Annotated in this window: 11 protein-coding genes and 1 tRNA gene; 3 read left to right on the forward strand and 9 right to left on the reverse strand. The window is 50.4% G+C overall.

The features are described 5' to 3' along the window. From AACZ40_RS19020 to AACZ40_RS19030, 3 genes are all read right to left on the reverse strand, one after another. Nucleotides 1–1,528 (reverse strand): recombinase family protein (locus AACZ40_RS19020; RefSeq protein ID WP_339675445.1); only part of this gene is annotated, 1,528 nt, incomplete at its 3' end. 71 nt (nt 1,529–1,599) lie between these two features. Then, complete coding sequence (locus tag AACZ40_RS19025; protein WP_291168938.1) at nt 1,600–2,970, reverse strand: tyrosine-type recombinase/integrase; 1,371 nt, start codon at nt 2,968–2,970, stop codon at nt 1,600–1,602. 120 nt (nt 2,971–3,090) lie between these two features. After that, nucleotides 3,091–3,175: transfer RNA gene (locus AACZ40_RS19030), tRNA-Ser, on the reverse strand. Between the two features lie 305 nt (nt 3,176–3,480). Between AACZ40_RS19030 and AACZ40_RS19035 the strand changes: the two genes are divergently transcribed. Next, the gene (locus tag AACZ40_RS19035) at nt 3,481–4,134 is read left to right on the forward strand and encodes an ATP:cob(I)alamin adenosyltransferase (protein ID WP_291168941.1); all 654 of its coding nucleotides are present in this window, start codon (nt 3,481–3,483) and stop codon (nt 4,132–4,134) included. A gap of 16 nt (nt 4,135–4,150) precedes the next feature. Here AACZ40_RS19035 and metH read toward each other — a convergent pair whose 3' ends face one another. Both metH and AACZ40_RS19045 read right to left on the reverse strand, forming a co-directional pair. Continuing rightward, nucleotides 4,151–7,858 carry a methionine synthase gene (gene metH, locus AACZ40_RS19040; RefSeq protein WP_291168944.1) on the reverse strand — a complete coding sequence of 1,236 codons (3,708 nt, stop codon included), beginning with the start codon at nt 7,856–7,858 and terminating at the stop codon, nt 4,151–4,153. Nucleotides 7,859–8,077: 219 nt separating this feature from the next. Continuing rightward, complete coding sequence (locus tag AACZ40_RS19045) at nt 8,078–11,629, reverse strand: hypothetical protein (RefSeq protein ID WP_291168946.1); 3,552 nt, start codon at nt 11,627–11,629, stop codon at nt 8,078–8,080. Nucleotides 11,630–12,333: 704 nt separating this feature from the next. Between AACZ40_RS19045 and AACZ40_RS19050 the strand changes: the two genes are divergently transcribed. Both AACZ40_RS19050 and AACZ40_RS19055 read left to right on the forward strand, forming a co-directional pair. Further along, on the forward strand, nt 12,334–13,662 hold the full coding sequence (locus AACZ40_RS19050) for an asparagine synthase-related protein (protein WP_291168948.1): 1,329 nt from the start codon (nt 12,334–12,336) through the stop codon (nt 13,660–13,662). Nucleotides 13,663–13,665: 3 nt separating this feature from the next. After that, nucleotides 13,666–14,586, forward strand: coding sequence for a radical SAM protein (locus AACZ40_RS19055; RefSeq protein WP_291168950.1), 921 nt, complete (start codon nt 13,666–13,668; stop codon nt 14,584–14,586). Nucleotides 14,587–14,699: 113 nt separating this feature from the next. Here AACZ40_RS19055 and ligA read toward each other — a convergent pair whose 3' ends face one another. The 4 genes from ligA to AACZ40_RS19075 form a co-directional block, all read right to left on the reverse strand. Next, a complete protein-coding gene (ligA, locus tag AACZ40_RS19060; protein WP_291168952.1) occupies nt 14,700–16,712 on the reverse strand; it encodes an NAD-dependent DNA ligase LigA in 2,013 nt (670 codons plus the stop codon). 40 nt (nt 16,713–16,752) lie between these two features. After that, on the reverse strand, nt 16,753–17,736 hold the full coding sequence (gene gmd, locus AACZ40_RS19065) for a GDP-mannose 4,6-dehydratase (protein WP_291168955.1): 984 nt from the start codon (nt 17,734–17,736) through the stop codon (nt 16,753–16,755). A gap of 131 nt (nt 17,737–17,867) precedes the next feature. Beyond that, nucleotides 17,868–19,574 (reverse strand): cation:proton antiporter, encoded by a 1,707-nt coding sequence (locus AACZ40_RS19070; protein ID WP_291168957.1) that lies wholly within the window; start codon nt 19,572–19,574, stop codon nt 17,868–17,870. Between the two features lie 188 nt (nt 19,575–19,762). Next, on the reverse strand, nt 19,763–20,902 hold a 1,140-nt coding region (locus AACZ40_RS19075; protein ID WP_339675455.1), incomplete at its 5' end, for an aldehyde dehydrogenase family protein.

Consider the following 20,902-nt stretch of genomic DNA (forward strand, 5'->3'; position numbering starts at 1 on the left):
GCTCCCGGATCAAATCACCAAATTCATGAGAGTGGATATCGACATCTTCGAGGTGATGTTGCAATAACCCCTTGAGCTCTAATGTGGATTTCGGAAGATCAGGTTGCCGATTTTTTGCATGAATTAGCGCTAAACGATCACGCGAAAGTTCTTTTTCACGTTCGTCCAACTCCGACATCATTTCACGAAGAAGTTTCGGATCAGCATTATCTACCTCTCTGATCAGTTTTTTGATCTTTTCCCTTTCACGTTCAATCCCTTCCCCGACCCGATTTAACTTATTTTCACGGGTACGGAGATTTTCAGGGCCACCAGCTTGAGCTTGCTGCAAGATCTCCTGATACTGAGTATCGATTCCATCCAGTGACGAAAGGGTTTTCAGGGTCACCTCCAGCAGCTTCTGTGCGGCTTTTGGCCCATGAAACCCAACGGAGTTCCAGCAGTGCCACTCGCGGGAATTAGAGCACATCAGGTTGGCAGTCATACCGTTCCCTCCCCACACGTAATGACAACCACAGTAGAAACAAGTGGCATGCTGGCCGAATGCTCGTGTTCGCTTTTTGGGAACTTGATATCTGGAATCTACACCGTTTAACTTTTTCTTACGCTTAAAATGGGCATTCTTCCTTTCCAATGCTTCGAGGACCGGATCGATTTCATCTGGAGAGAAGAAAGCCAGATGCGGCTCTTCCCGATGGATGGCGCCCTTCGGATTCGGGACAGATCGTCTTTTGCCATATTCATGCTTCTTGACAGTATGCATTTTACCACGTTCGGGTAAGCCTTTTAATATCGGATTGCGGTAGAAACGAAGTACCATTCTCCCGTCCCATTGGTTTTTTCTACAAGAAGGGCCTGGAGGAAATCCCACATCATTGAAGTACTCTGCTACCGCTGCACCATTCAGTGTCCTTCTCAGGACCTGTAACCCTTTTCTGATGTACTCTGCGGCATCCTCTTTCTTTGACCACTCTGAGAATGTCTCGGCCCCATCAGGTTTGAAGTAACCAGCAATGGGGCAGGGAGTCGCACCACCAATTTTTTTAAAATGGTTCATTTTTTTATGTTTGATCCGGCGTGATGTATGCTCATTATGCTTCATATGCTCTTTGCACGCATCCAAAAGTCTGGATTCCCAGTCTGGATAAATCGTATCAAAGTCATCATTCGGTGAAATCACTCTTGTCCCTTTGTCTACCGCAATACCGCATATACGGTGTGCTGCAGGACCGCGAACCAGACGTCCAATATCCTCAAAGGTAAGCAAGTCGAATTCGTAAGCTTTAAGTCTGGCTTCAACTTCGGCGAGCTCAGGACGGTCAAGCCACTCCCCCTTTCCTGTTGTTGCGATGACTCTGAATTCGATCTCTCCATCAAAATATTCCCGCGCGATTTCTTGACCGTGATCGACCTGGTCGTCAAGGCTTATTTCCTTTTGGTTTTGACACCCAGAAATTCGCGCGACAATCCCGACGATCAGGGTATGACCGTTCCGTGGTACAAGTTCAACTTCTTCTCGATAGCTCATTATTTATCACTCCGTTTTAATTAGATTTTTTTGTTTTTATATTTGTTTAAAGCAAGTCAGCATGTTTTGAGTCACACTTTCTTAGCACTGGCCCATTGTCTGGCATAAGCGAGAGACTGGGGCCAGAGGCGCAATGCACGTTCGATCTCACGTCTCTGTGTTGTGGCACGAGTGTGCGTATAGACGCCAGTCATGCCCAGGCCGCCGCTACGGGCGTCCTCGCTCGGTTTATGGCCGAGCGTGATCTGGCGTATGAGCGGATCGACGTTGGCATCCTGAAGCAATGTGGCAAAAGAATGCCGCCAGCTTTTGGGGCAGGAAGACTGTTTCAGGCCTGCCAACTTGCCGGTACGAATAAATGAATTCCGCATACGCTCCGACCGGATCACGCCGGCTTCACGCCAGACTGCTATAGCGAGTTTCTCCTCCATGGTTTGCGAAAGAGTGAGCCCACTCCCCGAATCAGCATGCGCAATACGTTGCTGAAGCAGTTCCTGAAGCTCGAGCTGATCCAGGTTCCCCAAAGGTGAACTGAAGGCGTCAAACTGGTGCCGGATAAATACAGGACCTGATGTTCGATCGCCTATCACCCGGCGTAAGACAGCGACTGCTTCCTCGATTAAGGGGACAGAGCGTTCGCGCCTCGTTTTGACTTTCCAGTGCAGTTCAGACTTGTTGCGAACATGCAGCCATCCGTTTTCCAGGTCGATGTCTTCGATCAGCAGATGGATCAGTTCGCCTGACCTTAATCCTGTCTTGGCAAGAATAAAGTGGATGGGGAATGTCCAGTCGTCTGCTTTCTGGAAGAAACTCAGTTCGTCTTCAGCATCGAAAACAAAGATGGGTTTGGCATCTTCGATTCTCATCCGCTCCAGATTGAGTTTGGAGAAGGGGTTTTCGAAGTAGGGGGGAAGAAAACGCTGCTGGGCGGCATAGATATAAACCGACCGGCAGACTTCCAAAACGAAACGCAGTCCTTTATCTCGAAGCGTCCGTTTGGCCGTATTGGGATGGCCGTTAGGGGAAACTTTCTGTTTCCTCAGCCAGGCCACAAAATGGTCTGCCCGGATCGAATGAGCCAGATCAGATCGACAGCATTCATTGAAATAGTTTTCAAGATGCTGTGTAGCTGATCGATAGCGCCTGATCGTGGCCGGAGAGGACTTCACCACGGTTTCATGGTGATTGAGAAAGGCCTGCCGCAGATTTAAAAAACTGACAGACGTAAAGGAAAACGGTGTCGGACTGGATGAAGCCAATTGCGCGTTGATTTGCGCTGCGATCTGTGCGGCTTCTTCTTCAGTGTCAGACACCTTGCGTCGTCGTTGTACCTTTACTCCATCTTGATATTCAAGGTAGTAAAGATACCAGGCACCGTGATGAAGATAGTACGAAACACGTCCAACGCGCTTTCGTTGTGAAGACTTCTTGCGTCGTCTCATCAAAACCTCCTGTGCACAATGTGTGCACCAACTGTGCACCAGGAGGTTTATTGGGTCGCGCAAAAAACAACGCTAAGTCATTGAAATCAACAACTTAGCGCGTTTGGTCAGTTTGATAAGCGGAGAGGGGGGGATTCGAACCCCCGGTACCTTGCGGCACGCCGGTTTTCAAGACCGGTGCAATCGGCCACTCTGCCACCTCTCCTGCAGCCCGAAATTCCTTGAAGGACTGGGCTTCGGTCGAAAGTATATAGACTCTTTCCAGGCTTGTAAAGTCTCTTATTTGTTCTGTTTCTACATGATTTGGGCTGAAATCCCGTCGATTTCCAGTTAAAACGAATGTACTGCATCTGATTGACGCCTTCTGTCGTCAATATTATCTTTTCTCACTTCTCAGATATATTCCTTTGACTAAAACGAACTATGATACAGTCTTTCATCAGAAATTTTTCAGGTTCTGAGCATTTAACTTTACACCGTGCAATCAGAGTCTGACAGAGGAATGTAATCGTGGCGGAACGTGGAACAGTGCATCTCAATATGATCGTCACCAAAACCGGCGATCAGGGACAGACCTATCTCAATGATGGCTCACGGATCGCGAAAGCCAGCCCGCAGATCAAAGCGTTAGCCTCCGTCGAACAGGTGGCTGTCAAACTGGGCTATTTTATCCATGCTTGTGAAACCGAATTCGTGACGGTGAAACTGCCAGAAGACCACACTTGTCAGATTAATCTGACACAGTTGGCGACTTCATTCCAACAGGAAATGTATGATATCGGCTCTGATATCAGCACCCCCATCACCGACGGCGAAGAGCGATTACGTTTTCCTCAGGAATCTGTGGAAGAATTGACAGAAGTTATCGCCAGTCTCACACCGGCGCTCGAACCACTTGATTCATTTATTCTCCCCCAAGGCAGCCTGCGCGTGCTCCTTTGCCACGATATTCGCACGATGGTGCGACAGGCGGAAATCCAGGTCTGGGGAATTGAAGAGACGATTAACCCCGCTGTACCTCAATTCCTAAACCGCCTGTCTGACTTCTGGTTCGTACTCGGCAGACTCCTGTACGCGGAAGACAGCAAATCAGAATCTTCTGAGAATCAAAAATGGAAACCTCGTCAGAAACAGGATCGAGGCTTCCAGTTCTATCCATCCTGAGACCTCCCCTGCCCGCTTAATTATCCATGAGTACGGGGCGCAGCCAGCGTTCCATATCTTCTAGACTCATATTTTTCCGCTCTGCCAGCGATGCCAGTTGATCCCGATCAATTTTTCCCGTGTGGAAATAACGTGATTCGGGAGCAGAAAAATACCAGCCGGAAACAGCGGCGGTCGGGTACATCGCAAAATGCTCCGTCAGGTTTACGCCGATTTCTGGTTCCGCATTCAACATCTCGAACAACGTAGCTTTCTCGGTATGATCGGGACAGGCCGGATAGCCGGGAGCAGGACGAATGCCCTGGTACTCTTCTTTGATCAAGTCATTATTGCTCAGGGATTCGTCTGCAGCATATCCCCAGAATTCTCTGCGAACACGTGCATGCAGATGCTCGGCGAAGGCTTCGGCCAGTCGATCTGCAAGCGCTTTGACCATGATACTGCTGTAGTCATCAAGCTCTGCTTCATAAGACTTCGCCAGTTCCTCGGCTCCTATCCCTGCCGTCACGACGAATCCGCCGATGTAATCCTGCTGGCCGCTTTCTTTCGGGGCAATGAAATCCGCCAGTGACATCAGAGGCTTCTCTTCCTGTCCCCGTTTGCGCACCTGCTGGCGAATATGGTGCAGATTCGCAATGACTTCGCCGCGATTTTCATCTGCATAGACTTCAATATCATCTCCCTGCACGCGATTCGCAGGCCAGAATCCTATCACAGCTCGCGCTTTGAGCAGTTTCTCGTCAATAATCTTCTTTAACATCGCCTGCCCGCTTTCGAACAGGTCCCGGGCGGCTTCACCCACCAGCTCGTCTTCCAGGATCCGCGGATATTTCCCGACCAGATTCCAGCTGATGAAGAACGGCGTCCAGTCGATATAATCGATCAGCTTTTCCAGGGGATAATCATTGAGCACTTGCGTGCCGGTAAACGAAGGTCTCGGAGGAGTATACTTCTCCCAGTCAATCTGTAATCCCTGCGTGATCGCTTCTGCATACGGAACGGGAGTTCCCTGCGGCTTGCGATTGGCCACACGTTCGCGAACGGTCACATATTCTGCTTTAATCTTCGCGACGTAGTCAGCATGCTGTTCATCGGAGATTAATGCGGCTGCGACTCCCACCGCACGCGAGGCGTCGGGGACGTACACAACCTGGTTTCGCGTATATTGCGGTTCAATTTTGACCGCGGTATGCGCTTTGGAAGTGGTCGCACCGCCAATCATCAATGGCAGGTCCATTCCCAGGCGCTCCATCTCAGCAGCCACGGTAACCATCTCATCCAGGGAAGGAGTAATCAGCCCAGACAGGCCAATCACATCACACTGTTTTTCGCGGGCCGTCTTTAAGATCGTCTCACAGGGAACCATTACCCCCAGGTCGATGACTTCAAAATTATTACACTGCAGCACAACCCCCACGATATTTTTACCGATATCGTGCACATCCCCTTTTACGGTCGCCATCAGAATGCGGCCATTGGGTTTACTTTCTTCCTGCTTTTCCAGTTCGATATAGGGCTGCAGATAAGCCACCGCCTGCTTCATCACACGTGCGGATTTCACAACCTGTGGCAGGAACATTTTTCCCGCCCCGAACAGATCCCCGACCACATTCATGCCATCCATGAGCGGACCTTCGATGACATCCAGTGGACGAGGCAGTTCCTGACGCGCGAGTTCTGCATCTTCCACAATATAAGTGGAAATGCCCTTCACCAGCGCGTGTTCAATACGCTTTGTGACCGGCAGTTCCCGCCAGGACAGGTCTTCCATTTTAGAAGTACCGGCTTTGCCATCACCTCGATATTGTTCGGCAATCGCCAGTAATGCTTCGGTTCCTTCTGGCGTACGGTTCAGAATGACGTCTTCCACGTTGTCCTTGAGCTCAGCTGGCAGATCATCGTAAACCGCCAGTTGAGTGGCATTCACGATCCCCATATTCATTCCAGCCTGGATCGCGTAGTACAGGAAGACGGAATGAATCGCTTCGCGGACCGGATTATTGCCCCGAAAGGAGAAAGAGACATTCGAAACGCCGCCAGAAACACTCGCGTAAGGCAGGTTCTGTCGGATCCAGCGGGTGGCTTCGATGAAATCAACCGCATAGTTGTTATGCTCGTCGATACCCGTCGCAACTGCGAAGATATTGGGATCGAAGATGATGTCCTGGGGAGGGAACTGGAGTTCATTCACCAGCAGATTGTATGAGCGTTCACAGATTTCCGTTTTTCGTTTCTGGGTATCCGCCTGACCTTCTTCGTCAAATGCCATTATGACCACAGCTGCTCCGTACATCTGACACAGCCGGGCCCGCTCCAGAAATTCTGCTTCGCCTTCTTTCAGACTGATTGAGTTAACAATCGGTTTGCCCTGAATACATTTCAGACCGGCGACGATCACTTCCCATTTGGAAGAGTCCACCATCACAGGCACCCGCGCAATTTCCGGTTCTGTTGCGACCAGGTTCAGAAACAGAGTCATGGCTTTCACTGCATCGAGCATGCCCTCATCCATGTTGACATCCATCACATGGGCACCGTTTTGTACCTGCTCTAATGCCACTTCCAGCGCCGTATCGTAATCGTCTTCCTTAATGAGTCGTTTAAAACGGGCTGAACCGGTCACGTTACACCGTTCGCCGACATTCACAAACAGACTGTCTTTCGTGACATTGAACGGTTCCAGTCCGGAGAGACGCAGTGCCGGTTCAATGTCGGGAATAGGTCGCGGGTAATGTTTTTCCATCGCTTCCGCGATGGCCTTAATGTGCGCCGGGGTCGTCCCGCAACATCCGCCCAGAATATTCAGAAAACCGCTTTCCGCAAATTCATCGACGATCTCTGCCATCTCTGCTGCTGACTGATCGTATTCACCGAATTCATTGGGCAGCCCGGCATTGGGGTGCGCAGAAACATAAGTATCAGCGACACGTGAGAGCTCTTTGACATACTGCCGCAATTCCTGGGCACCCAGCGCGCAGTTCAAACCAATCGAAAATGGTTTCGCATGCGCAAGCGAATTCCAGAACGCTTCCGTAGTCTGCCCGGAAAGCGTTCTTCCGGAAGCATCGGTGATCGTGCCTGAAATCATGATCGGCAGCTCAATATTTTCCCGTTGAAAATACGTCTTTACTGCGAATACAGCTGCTTTCGCATTGAGGGTATCGAATATGGTTTCGATCAGAATCAGATCGATGCCCCCCTTGACCAGACCATCGATCGATTCCAGATAGTTTTCGACCAGTTCGTCGTAGGTTACATTTCGCGCCCCCGGGTCATTCACATCGGGAGAGATCGAACAAGTACGGCTCGTGGGCCCCAGCACTCCGGCGACCCAGCGTGGCTTGTCCGGATTCTCTGCGGTGATCTCATCGGCAACCTCGCGTGCCAGCCGGGCAGATTCCTGGTTGAGTTCGTGTACCAGTGATTCCATCTCATAATCACTTTGAGACAGACGCGTTCCATTAAACGTGTTGGTCTCAATAATATCTGCCCCTGCTTCGAGGTATTCGCGGTGAATTTCCCGAATGATATCTGGTTGCGTCAGGCTCAGCAGATCATTATTCCCCGCGATGTCCATGTGATAGGCGGCAAACCGTGAACCCCGGTAATCGGCTTCTTTCAGTTTATGGTTCTGAATCATGGTTCCCATCGCCCCATCCAGTATCAGAATTCGTTTCTGAATGGCGGCGTAGAGAGCTTCAATTCGAGCAGCGCGATCGGACATACCTGGGAAACCTGTACTAACTGTCTAAAAATGAGGATGGACTGGTAATGACATTTGGCTTTACCGTGTCTCTGCAACCATAATCCTGAAAAACAGAACAGATGGACAGATCCGGTACGCAGGCTGATGCAGTTAAGACACCAGTTCTGACCACCGGGATACGGTGACAGCGGGCATTTTAGCAGATCATCTGGAAAGCGAAACCGCTCGTGCACTGCTTTATTCAGTAGACAGATTCAAATCCGCTCCAGGTTGCGCACCGATCATGCCGGACAGTTCTTCCAGATATCCAGGAGAAGATACATGCGCCAGTTGTTTCTCGACCCATTCCCGCCGTTCTGGAATTCCGAGACGAGGTACTTCCCGGTCATACCCCGGATGTACGGCGAATGCATCCAGGTACTCCAGATGACGGCTCAGTAATTTGGCTTCCCGCTCCTGTCGCGCCAGCAGACGTTTCTGATACCACTCACTTTTCAGGAGTGATTCCCGCGTAAACAGGGATCGGACTTCCGGGTCATGAATGGTATGCCCCTTCCACTCACCGTGTGCCATAATTGACAGAACAGCCTGCAGCGGCGGACAGGATTCTTCGTAGGAACCATCCTGAAAATACTGCAGCGCCACACGCTGTTGTGCTTCCGCAATATACTGAATGCCGTCTACAAACGATTCCAGATCCTGTTTCTCCGGCTTGAGAATTGTCTCATCAAAGACCGAAGCCGGGTTATCGAAAACGCGTCCAAAGAACCGCAGCAGGAATTTATAGGTGATACGATATCCCAGGCGGCTCGCAGGGATCTGTTGCCCCTCATAATCGAAGTCCTGGAGCGGTTCCAGAAGACCTTCTTTGATCAGGAATTCCGGATCGCGTTCTTCAGATGACATACGGCACCAGATTTCCGGAATCAGCAGGCTGATATCATGGTCGACACGAACATTCGGTCCGATATGACCGGCGGCCGTTGAAAAACCGGCGTACCCGGTCAGGATGAACCCAACCAGCGCACTGTTCAGATCTGCGGCGGGACGTAATGCGTTGAAGGGACCTTTGGTCAAAGCGCCTTCACTGCCGGCACCGGTTGTAGACGGACTTTTGCCGGTCAGGGAACAGATAAAGTCCATGAACAACTCGGGCAGTTCCTGATAATGAATGGGGGAATAGACGGCAAGACTGCGAATTCCCTTTTCTTTATCAGGAGGATTATTGCGGCGTCCCAGCATGACTGCGTTGACGGGATTGTGAACCGGTTGATCGGCGGGAATCGCCCGGAACAGCCGTGTGGCCATCTTGGCAACATACGTATTGAATGGCTTTACCAGGTCAGGGCGAATCTGCAGGTAGCGCGGGTTCTTCGTGGGTTTGCCATCAATCTGGCGTGGATTCGCCGAGCAGACCACATAACTGCTGTTTGATTCTTCCGCTGACTTCAGCATTTCCTGCATGGGGGAACTGAAAGCATCAAAGTCGACTACGTACTTGCTCATCTCGCGAACCTGCTGATTGGTCAACGGCTCAAAATTCGAAATAAAATTACCGGGACGTGACAGGTCGGCTTCCGTCTGTTTATCCAGGCCACGGACGATCGCATCATCGGGCCGTTGAAACAGGCGATATTCACTGTTGATCACAAACTTGCAGCTTTCGGATTTTTCCCCTTCAGCCAGGTGGCTCAAGGCCCGGGCGGGAACGACAACGGAAGCGCTGATGTCATCCTCGGTCTGAATCTTCATCGAAGCGATGAAATCCTGGCGCACTTTGAAGGTACGCCAGCCAGACAACGAAAACAGACCGACCCGCAGATACGTTCCCACCAGCTTGCGTTCCCGATACTTCAATTCATGACCGTAGGTTCCATTCACGATGTCTACGCCAAAATGGTTGTCCCAGTCCTGTCCCCAGTCGGACCAGTAAATCCGTTTGATAATGAAGACCAGCGCCCGGATATGATCCGGAATCTCATTCAGCCAGTTGTTGAACTCAGCAGTGTAAGCCGGTGAGGGAGTCAAAAGTTTAATCACGCTCCCCAGCGAACGGTTCTGATCCAGCACTTTACGGCTGGGACGTAGATTGGGATCCCCTTTCGCCAGGGGTTCCAGCCAGCGATCTGAATAATCCCGCTCAATGATTTCGCGGACGTATTCCATATCTTTTTCATAATCAGAAACAAAGACGGGCCCATACAGCATGTAATCCATCACTGATTTACTGATTTCGCTTTTACCACCGCCAGACACGGTACACGGCTTATGACAGAATATGCCTTCTCCCGTCGTACCGACGATCCGCCAGGAGGGAGCTGCCGGGTGCTTTTCCATCCGCAGGTGGTACCCTGAGGGAGCCATGTAAACATTTCCGGGGAGCAACGGGATCGAATGCTGATTGCCATCCCGGGTCCAGCGGATACATTGTTCAGGCAGACTGGCGTAAGCGTCTTCCGGGATATAGATCAGTTCCGGATAAATCCGATCGATTCCATACCCCTCTGCTTTACCCTCAATGTGATCGCCATAATCATTGAGGACATCCTTAAAAGTACGGCCGTTATAGCGAACGCTGTTCATCTGAAAGCCTTCACCCAGATTGTAACTGGGATAAGCCATCGTTCCACCGGCGTGTTCTTCTTCCGCATTTCCAAACAGGTTGGCAGAGTAACTGATCTGGGTTTTGACTTCCTTTTTGCAGTAACCAAAGTAGTTATCCGCGATCAGTGTGACAATCACACCGGCATCAGTGCGACAGGTCATTTTAAATGCCATCCCGTCGTTGTAGAGTTCGTCTTCCGTTTTCCAGCACATGCTGTCCCGCTGCTGTCGTTCTGTCGCGTCATCCCAGTGAGGCAAGCCGACCTCCTTTTTGGTCAACTTAGTCAGATGCGGTGCCAGGATGACAGCGCCGGTATGTCCGGTCCAGTGCATTACATCCAGACCAGCATCGTTGACAGGCACGTAAGGATCGCCGGCATTCCCAAAAATGGATTCTACGAAATCCAGGTTACTCACCAGCGTACCGGGAGCGAAAAAACGCACTTCCATCCGTTTTTCAGGGGTGACGCCTTTCACTTCGGGACAGACGATCGGACGCAATAATAATGAAGCCCAGCCTGAAGCCGGTTCTTCCTGCCGTGAAGTAAATGGAAACAGTTTCAGATCGTCCGGGGGCGCCATCGCACTTTCGAACATTTTCACAAAGGTTGCCCGCGGAACGGCTCTTTTATCACCGGCAATCGGCAGTCCGCCTTCGGTGACATGAAACGTTCCGACCGTCGTGCGGCGGTCATGTTTGGGATTATGTAATACACCATTCTTGACCCGGTAAGATTGCACCAGATCGCTGAAAAACTCGTCGTGCTCAATTGGCAGAGACAATTCCCGGGCCAGGCCAAAGCGATCCAGAACCAGTGTGCGACCGGGTAATTTCAGATCGCCGCCTCCGGGGACATCACTGAAATGTGATTGCAGAAAACGTTCAATCCGCTGATCCGCCGGACAGCGATGGTTCACCAGCAGACGGTTTTTCTGACGATGATTTTCCAGCAGACCTTTTGCGACTTCAGCAAAGGTACGGTCTGCGTCAGTTAGAGCAGCCGGGTAACCATTGGCGATCAATTGCAGATTGAGGTACCGCAGGATCTCATCACGATCTTCATTGCATGTCGAATTTCCATTCTCATCCAGGCCCAGCGCCTGGCGAAATGGTTCATTTGTTTTATCGGTACTGATTTTCAGAGACCGGGGGGGGGATATCCGTGGTCCGTCGCTGTTTAACATGATGAATTGACTTTTGAAAAATGAAGAGCGTTTAAGTTTCCGGGCGTTTTGAGCGCACTGAAAGCGGGTACCTGAAGAGATCCGGGCGCATGATCAAAGCCTCAGCTTAGCCTGCAGTATATTCGATAATACGGGAACGTCAACGGTTCACATCCACAGTCCCTCTCGCAGAATGTTAACTCAGGATAAACTTAACTAACTATCTTAAAGAGCTTTAGCAACCAGACATGATTGCAGTTCTACCAGGGAGAGCTGACTGAGACTTCATTACAAGTGACGGCTGTTTCGAAACCAGCGATCCAACAGCAACAACTTCAGGCAACCTTCTCAGAATATGTCCCTCAAGATTATTAAAGAGCCAGATGGTATTATTTAGAACCGCAGAAGCTCTGCGGCAGAAGTAAACACGCACATAAACAGTCTCACATGTATGATCGAAACCTCGGAGATCATCGATCAATCCCAGTCATTTTTTATGACAGCCAACTTAATGACAGCGCGATTCTGTTCTCTGATCACATTTGGCTCGTAAGAATCAAAAGAGCATATTAGTTGACACATCAATAGTTCCGTAAATCAGATTTTTTCATAAAAGAAAGACCAATTTGTTGTTGGGTGTTCTCATTTCAGAAGCCGAATCATAAAATTGCCGCTACACCAAGAGCCATCCAGTTCGTCCATTTTAAATCTCAGGATAGATTTAAATGATTCATGAAGAATATGTGGAACGTCTAGTCAATCTGCTGGACGCCGATGCAAACCTGATCTTCAACATGACGTTTGAAGAAGCTACGGAAATTGTAGGCAGCGGATCCGCAGAACAGGTGCGTCAAATTGATGGACAGTTTGCCCTGGTACATAAGAACGGCACCTGCATCCGCATGGCGCGTTCGATAGGCAGACCGATGCGGTTCTTTCTGGCAAAACGGACAGCAGGCCCCTGCCTGATCATCGCCGAGCGCATTGATGAAATCTATGATTATCTCAAAAGCGAAGGTCTGGATGACCAGTTCCATCCATCTTACACACGGATGGTTCCCGCTCATTACATTCTTGAACTGCAATTGATCGGCTGTCCTGATCCGAATCCCAAAACGACACGATTCTTTACCCCTGCCCGAAACAGACTTTCCACCCGACTGGATGAGATAGGAAAGGCGTATATCAGCGCAGTTTCGCATGAGATCCACAAGTGGCTTGATACCATTCCCCCGCACCAGCCGATCGGAGTCCTGTTCTCAGGGGGAGTCGACAGTGGGGCGATCTTTCTACTGGTCTATCATGCCCTGCTGATGCGCAAGGAATCTCCATCCCGCTTGAAAGCATTCTCGCTCTCAATCGATGGCGCAGGCAGCGACTGCAGGCAGGCAAGGCAGTTCCTGGAGCAGATGAATCTCAGCCTGTTTCTGGAAGTGGTCGATGTCCCTCAGAATAGCCTGGACTGTGCAGAAACCATACGGATTGTGGAAGATTACAAGCAACTGGATGTCCAGGCTGCGACGATGACCTATGCATTATGCAAAAAAATCAGGGCTCTCTATCCCCGCTGGAAATATCTGATCGACGGCGATGGGGGTGATGAAAATCTCAAGGATTATCCGATCGAAGCGAATCCGGAACTCACCATTCGCAGCGTACTGAATAATTCCATGCTCTATCAGGAAGGCTGGGGGGTCGAAGCTGTCAAGCATTCCTTGACTTATTCGGGCGGTCTCAGCCGCGGACATGTCAGAACCTATGCGCCGGCGCGCAGCCTCGGTTTTCACGGTTTCAGTCCGTATGCTCTGCCGAATGTGATTGAAGTCGCCGAAGGGATTCCCTTTATCGAGCTCACCGAATGGAACCATGAGAAACTTTATGCACTCAAGGGTGATATCGTCTGTCGCGGCGTGAAGCAGGTGACTGGTCTTTCCATGCCCGTTTATCCCAAGCGACGTTTTCAGGAAGGCACAGTAAATCGAGAATCCTTCCAGTCCCTGTTTTCCGATTCAGAAAAGAAATATCGCCAGACTCTGCTCTCTCTGTATGAATAACAAATGCACCTTCCTGAGATCACCGATCAACAGATCCTGGCGGCCCGCCCTCCTAAAAACAGAGTCAGCCCACTGCAGCCGTATGCGTTTCTGAATGAAACCGAGTATGTCACAGTGGGCCAGACTGCCGAAATCTCAACCATTTTTCTGACCAATCGTGAATGCCCGTTTCGCTGCCTGATGTGTGATCTCTGGAAAAACACGCTGGACGAATCCCTGAAGCCGGGACAGATCATCGGACAGATCCGCTACGCACTGGCAAACCTGCCACCTGCCCGTCAGATCAAACTGTATAACAGTGGCAATTTCTTTGACGCCAAAGCGATCCTGCCAGAAGATCTGTCTGGCATTGCTGCACTCGTCATAAACCATGATCGGGTGATTGTGGAAAATCATCCCCTGCTCTGCAACCAGACCTGCATCGACTTTCAACAGCAACTCACAGGGCAACTCGAAATCGCACTGGGACTGGAAACTATTCATCCGCAAATTCTCACGGCTTTGAATAAAAGAATGTCACTGGATGATTTTGTCCGCGCCACTGATTTCTTATTAGAGCATGGTATTCAGACCAGGGCATTCATTCTTTTGAAGCCTCCGTTTCTGAAAGAACAGGAGGGCATTGACTGGGCGATTCGCTCGGTAGAGTATGCTTTTTCCCGGGGAGTCTCCTGCTGTTCTCTTATCCCCACACGTCCGGGTAATGGCATGCTCGAACAGTTGGAGCAAAGCGGGCATTACAGCCTGCCGAATTTCAGTTCGATCGAAACAACACTCGAATCCTGTCTGCAACTGAACCGGGGACGGGTCTTCATGGATCTCTGGGAACTGGATCAACTTTATCAGAATGAACCAGAACTCCAGTCACGACTGGCGCGGCTGCGGAAGATGAATCTGACACAATCGATTCCAGATCATGCCTGATACCACACCGGACCTGCTGTCTTATCAGACCTGGAATAACTGGTTGTCTGACATGGTCTCTACTTTTGCTGGTATGTTCGCCTGAGATTGATCTTCTGCCGATTCAGGATTCATTATTCTGTTTCGCCCAGCAGTTCCAGAAATTCGGATTCTGACAGGACAGGGACATTCAACTCTTCCGCTTTCGTCAGTTTAGTGCCTGCTTTTTCACCCGCCACAAGATAATCCGTTTTGGCAGAAACACTGCCAGAAGCCTTGCCACCATGTTTACGAATCAGCTCTTTCGCTTCATCACGGGTAAACTGAGTTAACGTTCCGGTCACAACCAGAGTTTTCCCAGTGAGCACTCCGGATGTTTCTGCCTGTTTTTCGACCGGACTTCCCATATTCAGTCCTTCCGCCTTCAGATCATCGATCAGCTTCGTACCGAAATCAGAGTGGAAAAAATTATAGACGGATTCGGCAATCACGGGGCCGATTTCATCGACGGCTGCCAGTTCTTCTACACTCTGCTGTGCGATTTCATCGATGGTGCCAAACTGTTTCTCCAGAATGCGGGCGTTACTCGAACCGACGTGCCTGATATTCAGGCCCGTCAACAGTCGCCAGAGTGGTTGCGTTTTAGAGTTTTCAATTCCCGCCAGCAGATTTTCAATCGATTTTTCCCCCTGCCGCTCGAGTGCCACCAGGGCACCATAATGATCATGTAGCCGATAGATGTCTGCCAGGCCTTTCAGCAGATCTTTCTCAAGCAGTTGCTCAATCATCTTGATGCCCATGCCTTCAATGTCCATCGCCTGGCGAGAGGCGTAGTATCGCAGAGTTTCCCGAACCATGGCGGGACAGTTGGGATTCGGACAGCGGATATACACGCCCCCCTCATCCTGCACGAGCAGGGTATCACATTCCGGGCAATGTCTCGGAAACGCCAGCTCCTGCTGACTGCCATCACGACGATGCTCTTCCACACGGACAACATGGGGAATAATTTTGCCGGCTTTTTCCACAACAACCCAGTCGCCGATCTGAATTCCCAGGCGTTCCATTTCATCCCGATTATGCAGGCTCGCCCTGGAAACCGTGGTCCCCGCAATGGTCACCGGTTCCAGATTGGCGACCGGTGTGACCGTACCGGTTTTCCCCACCTGAAACACAATTGACTCTGCCTTCGTGACTTCTTCGTATCGCTCCCATTTATAAGCGACGACCCAGCGGGGACTTTTTGAAGTGTTACCCAGTTCTTCCCGCTGATCAAACCGATTGACTTTCAGTACAATGCCATCCACTTCAAAATCCAGGTTATGCAGCCCATCCATCATGGTCTGCACCTGTACCATCGTGGCTTTCAGATCGGGAAACGCTTTCACGTCCGGTGTCGCGGGGATGCCCATTTCCTGTATGGCAGCCAGGTATTTGATGTGGGTCTGATAATCAACTCCCGCCATCGCCCCCACCCCGTGGGCAAAAAAACGAATCTTACGTCGGGCACACAGTTTGGGATCCAACAGTTTCAGGCCGCCGGCGGTTGTATTTCGCGGGTTCGCAAACGGCTCTTTGCCCTGTTTCTGCATTTCTACATTCAGGACCTGAAAATCAGAGTTGCTGATGTAGGCCTCTCCTCTGACTTCCAGCAGCTCCGGAGGATTCTCTGTTTCCAGCCGCAGGGGCACCCCGCGAATCGTCCGTACGTTGTGTGTGATGTCATCTCCCTGCTGACCATCCCCCCGCGTCAGCCCTTGAACGAGTCGGCCTTGCTCATAAATCAGTGAGACAGCAACTCCGTCAATTTTATATTCTGCAGTGAGTTCAACCTGGTCTACTCCCAGTAGTTTGCAGATTCGGGTTTCGAAGTCTGTCAGAACGTCGAGCTCAAAGATATTATCGATGGATAACATGGGTAATCGATGGGCGACTGTTTTAAAGCCCTCGATTGGTGCGCCCCCCACTTTTTTTGTGGGGCTCTCGGGAGAATCGAATTCAGGATGCTCTGCTTCGAGCTGTTCCAGCCGCTTCATTAACCGGTCGTATTCACGGTCGGTGATTTCCGGTTTGGCATCGAGATAATACAGACGATTATGATGTTCGAGCTGCTTGCGAAGTTCTTCTATCTCGGTTCGAACTGACATGGTACTGATCCGTGCGGGAAGAGGAAAAGAATCAAGCGATTCAGTTAGAAGATTCGTTCAGAATTTTTTCCTGCTGAGTCCGTTTCAGATCGGCATCGACCATCAACCGGGCCAGTTCCTCAAAAGATACTTTCGGTTCCCATTTCAGTTTTTCTCGTGCCTTGGTGGGATCGGCACACAACAGCTCGACTTCCGCGGGGCGGTAAAATCGCGGATCGATTTCGACATACTTCTTCCAGTCCAGTTCCACCGATCCGAATGCCGCTTCCAGAAATTCCCGGACGGAATGCGTTTCCCCGGTACCGATCACGAAATCATCCGGTTTCTCCTGCTGCAAAATCAGCCACATCGCTTCGACGTAATCACCGGCAAATCCCCAGTCCCGTTTCGCGTCGATATTTCCCAGATACAGCTTTTCCTGTAATCCCAGCTTAATCCGGGCCACCGCTTGAGTGATTTTTCTGGTAACGAATGCTTCACCACGTCGGGGAGATTCATGGTTGAACAGAATACCGTTACAGGCAAACATCCCGTAGGATTCTCGATAATTAATTGTCTGCCAGTAAGAAAAGACTTTCGCACAGGCATAGGGACTGCGGGGATGAAAGGGAGTCGTTTCGCTTTGCGGTGTCTCAACCACCTTGCCAAACATCTCGCTGGAAGAAGCCTGGTAGAAGCGGACCTGTTTCTCACTCTTCTGTTCAAAATAGCGAATGGCTTCCAGCAGTCGCAGCGTACCGACTCCGGTGACTTCGGCGGTGTAAACAGGAATGTCGAACGAAAGTCTGACATGGCTCTGTGCTGCCAGGTGATAGACTTCATCCGGTTTTACCGTATCCATGATCTGATTCAGATTGGAGCCATCTGCAAAATCACAGTAATAACAGTTCTCGGGAGGTTCACCGATGCCTGGTTTGCTGCAGGAAGTAATTCCATGAACTTCATAGTTTTTACTTTTCAGAAACGCTGATAAATAATATCCATCCTGACCATTAATCCCTGTAATTAATGCAACACGTTTCACAATCTTATATCCTCGAATTAAATTCTGTCTGGTTTCTGATAGCAGGCAATGATCAGATTACTTCCTGCAGTTTAGTCGTTTTCAAGCAAATCGCAATACCGGGCCTGGGCGGTTCAGCCAGCTGCTGCCAGTCACTTTGATTCATTACTTTGAGCAGATCGGTGACCTTTGATGTAATATTTCAGAATCTCCCAGCGTCGAATCACTCCCAGCATCCGATGAGGCTGCTCGCGGGAAACGACGGGCAGACAGTCGTATGAATCTTCCCGAAATTTACTCCAGACGCGTGCCAGCGAGTCATCGGGATATACGACTGTTTCCAGATTGTTCGCCAGGTCGGCAGCTCGTACCAGCGAACCAATCTTCGGATCAAACAGGGTGTTACTCAAATCCTGGTAACGAATCACGCCAACCACTTCAGCCTGAGGTCCCAATACCGGAAAGGTATTGTCGTGGCTGTGTTCGATAAAGGTGATGACTTCATTAAATGTCGCCGTCTGTGCGATACCTTTCACATTTTTGCGGTAGAGCTGTTCTACGAGTATCTGATCCGCAGGCTGATCGATTTCCGAAAGCAGGCCGAAAGAAACCAGAAAACGCCGAATCATTGACTGAAATTCACTGATGGGATCACCGGCCGTATGGTGGATGGCGTTGATCAATGGAACTTCACCTGCCCGCAATACAGACTGGCGGATCATAATTGGTCCGACAATCTCAAAGAACACAACCGAACCCAGAATAATCGTCTGCAGATGCCCTCCCATCACTGGATCGCGACTGACGGCAATTCCGGACAGGGCAATTGCAGCCCCCGCCTGGGCAAACAATGTGGTTCCCAGCCAGTTTGATACTTCCGGTTCTTCCTTACGCATCCGCGCCGGTATAAAAATTCCAATATATTTACCCAGCAGACGTAACACGATATAGCTGGAACCAATCAATCCCGCTTCAATAAATTGACTCGGTTTTAATTCGGCTCCATGGATAATGAAGAACAGAACACACAAAAATCCAGTCAATGGATATAACTCGGCTTCGACTTTGGGAACTTCTTCCTCTGTCAAAGAGTTTGCGACAGTGAATCCCATTGCAAGAAATGTCAGCATGTAGGGCATGCCCGTGGTGCGACACAATCCTAAAGCGATCGCGATCAATGCAATAAACATGATCATCCGGCGGTTTCCTTTTATGATGGAACTGCCGTAGCTGATCATCAGGCCTCCGAATACACCAATAAAGATCGAACCAAAGATATCCAGCCCCAGATAGCCTAACTGCCTGAGAACGGAGGTCTGCTGACTGTCACCCTGAAAGAAATACACGGCGACGAATATTATCTCAAATGCGATAATGGAGACTAAATTATTCAGCGCGACCAGGATGCCGGTATATTCGGAAATCGGTCCTTCTGACTGCATTTCCTTGAGTACCAGAATGGTGGTTGCAGGCGCGGTGGCAATCGCCATGGCCCCCAGCAGGATAGCGGCCCCACCCGATTCACCGACCAGCAGCAATCCGATAAAAACGATAAAAAATGTTGCGAGGATTTCTCCTGCCGAGAGAGGCAGAACGCGACGAAATAATCGCCTCAGCCGTGAAAGTGTAAAATGGTTTCCCAGGCCGAATAAAACCAGCGCCATTGCCAGGTCGGTAAGCGGCTTCAGTTCTTCCAGATGTTTGTGCGGAATCAGGTCAAAGATCGCCGGCCCCAGAATCACGCCCATCAATAAATAGGCGGTTACCTTGGGCAGGCGAAACAGTTCTCCCAGCGTTCCTGACAGCAGTCCTGCCGCCAGAAAGATTCCCAATGTAAAGATAATGTGCCAAGAGCCCATCCGAACTTCCTGTTCTTGAGTAATCGATGACCAGATTCGGGCCGATTATAGCAGATCACCAGTTAGGGTCGATCCTCAGACTCTAATCCGCGCCAGAAATATTTGATTCTAAACTACTATGTGACAGTAAGTTCGAGCACCTGCCATCAAGGCATTCTTCACAGGAGATCTCTTCAGGAAGGGATAACTCAATCCAGATTCATCGTCACCGTTTTCAATTCTGTATAACTGGCCAGTCCTGCAGCGCCCAGTTCACGGCCGATACCACTGCGTTTGAATCCGCCAAAGGGCGCTGCTGCATCAAACACGTCATAACAGTTGACCCAGACAGTCCCGGCTTTGATCCGATCAGCCATCAGATGCGCCTTCTTCACATCACTGGTCCAGACTGCAGCAGCCAGCCCGAAATGGGTATTATTTGCCCGCGCAACAACTTCTTCCACATTTTTGAAGGGCAGGATACTCAATACCGGTCCGAAGATCTCATCGGTGGCAATAGGCATTTCGTCGGTCACATGATCAAAGATCGTAGGTTCCACAAAATAACCTTTGGAACCAAAACGGGATCCCCCCGTGACACATTTTGCCCCGGCAGCATTGCCTTTCTGTATGTAGCTCAGAATTTTTTCCATCTGTGCCTGATCGACCTGCGGTCCCTGCGTGGTTTCCGGGTTCAGGGGATCTCCCAGTTTGCGGGCTGCTGCTTTTTCCACGATTTTCGCAACGAATTCTTCATGGACCGATTCTTCCACAAACAGTCGGCTCCCGGCACAGCAGCATTGCCCCTGGTTGAAGAACAGGCCGAATTCCGCGCCGGCAACTGCTGCATCAAGGTCGCAGTCTGCAAATACCACGTTAGGGCTTTTGCCACCCAGTTCGAATGTTAACCGCTTCAAAGTGGCAGCGGCATCAGCCATGATGATTTTGGCGGTCGCGTCTTCACCGGTAAACGCAATTTTATCAACATCGGGATGCTTCACCAGCGCAGCGCCTGCTGTCGGGCCATAACCGGGGATGACATTTATGACTCCGGGAGGAATGCCTGCCTCCAGTGAGAGCTCCGCCAGTCGCAGACAGGACAATGGGGTCTGCTCAGCGGGCTTCATCACGATCGTACAACCTGCCGTCAAAGCAGGTGCCCATTTCCACGCGACCATTAACAGGGGAAAATTCCAGGGAATGATCTGCCCGGCGACACCCAGTGGTTCACGTCGTGTGTAACAGAAATGGTTCCCACGAATGGGAATTGTGGTCCCTTCAATCTTGTCTGCCCAGCCAGCGTAATAGCGCAGGCAGTCAATTACCAGCGGCAAATCAGCAGCACGACT

Source organism: uncultured Gimesia sp. (assembly GCF_963972345.1).
In the GTDB taxonomy this organism is placed as follows: domain Bacteria; phylum Planctomycetota; class Planctomycetia; order Planctomycetales; family Planctomycetaceae; genus Gimesia.

What these genes read in the sequence shown, in the direction of transcription:
- AACZ40_RS19025 (WP_291168938.1), bottom strand. Translation starts at nt 2,970, where the DNA reads ATGAGACGACGCAAGAAGTCTTCACAACGAAAGCGCGTTGGACGTGTT.
- metH (WP_291168944.1), bottom strand. Translation starts at nt 7,858, where the DNA reads ATGTCCGATCGCGCTGCTCGAATTGAAGCTCTCTACGCCGCCATTCAG.
- AACZ40_RS19045 (WP_291168946.1), bottom strand. Translation starts at nt 11,629, where the DNA reads ATGTTAAACAGCGACGGACCACGGATATCCCCCCCCCGGTCTCTGAAA.
- AACZ40_RS19050 (WP_291168948.1), top strand. Translation starts at nt 12,334, where the DNA reads ATGATTCATGAAGAATATGTGGAACGTCTAGTCAATCTGCTGGACGCC.
- AACZ40_RS19055 (WP_291168950.1), top strand. Translation starts at nt 13,666, where the DNA reads ATGCACCTTCCTGAGATCACCGATCAACAGATCCTGGCGGCCCGCCCT.
- ligA (WP_291168952.1), bottom strand. Translation starts at nt 16,712, where the DNA reads ATGTCAGTTCGAACCGAGATAGAAGAACTTCGCAAGCAGCTCGAACAT.
- AACZ40_RS19070 (WP_291168957.1), bottom strand. Translation starts at nt 19,574, where the DNA reads ATGGGCTCTTGGCACATTATCTTTACATTGGGAATCTTTCTGGCGGCA.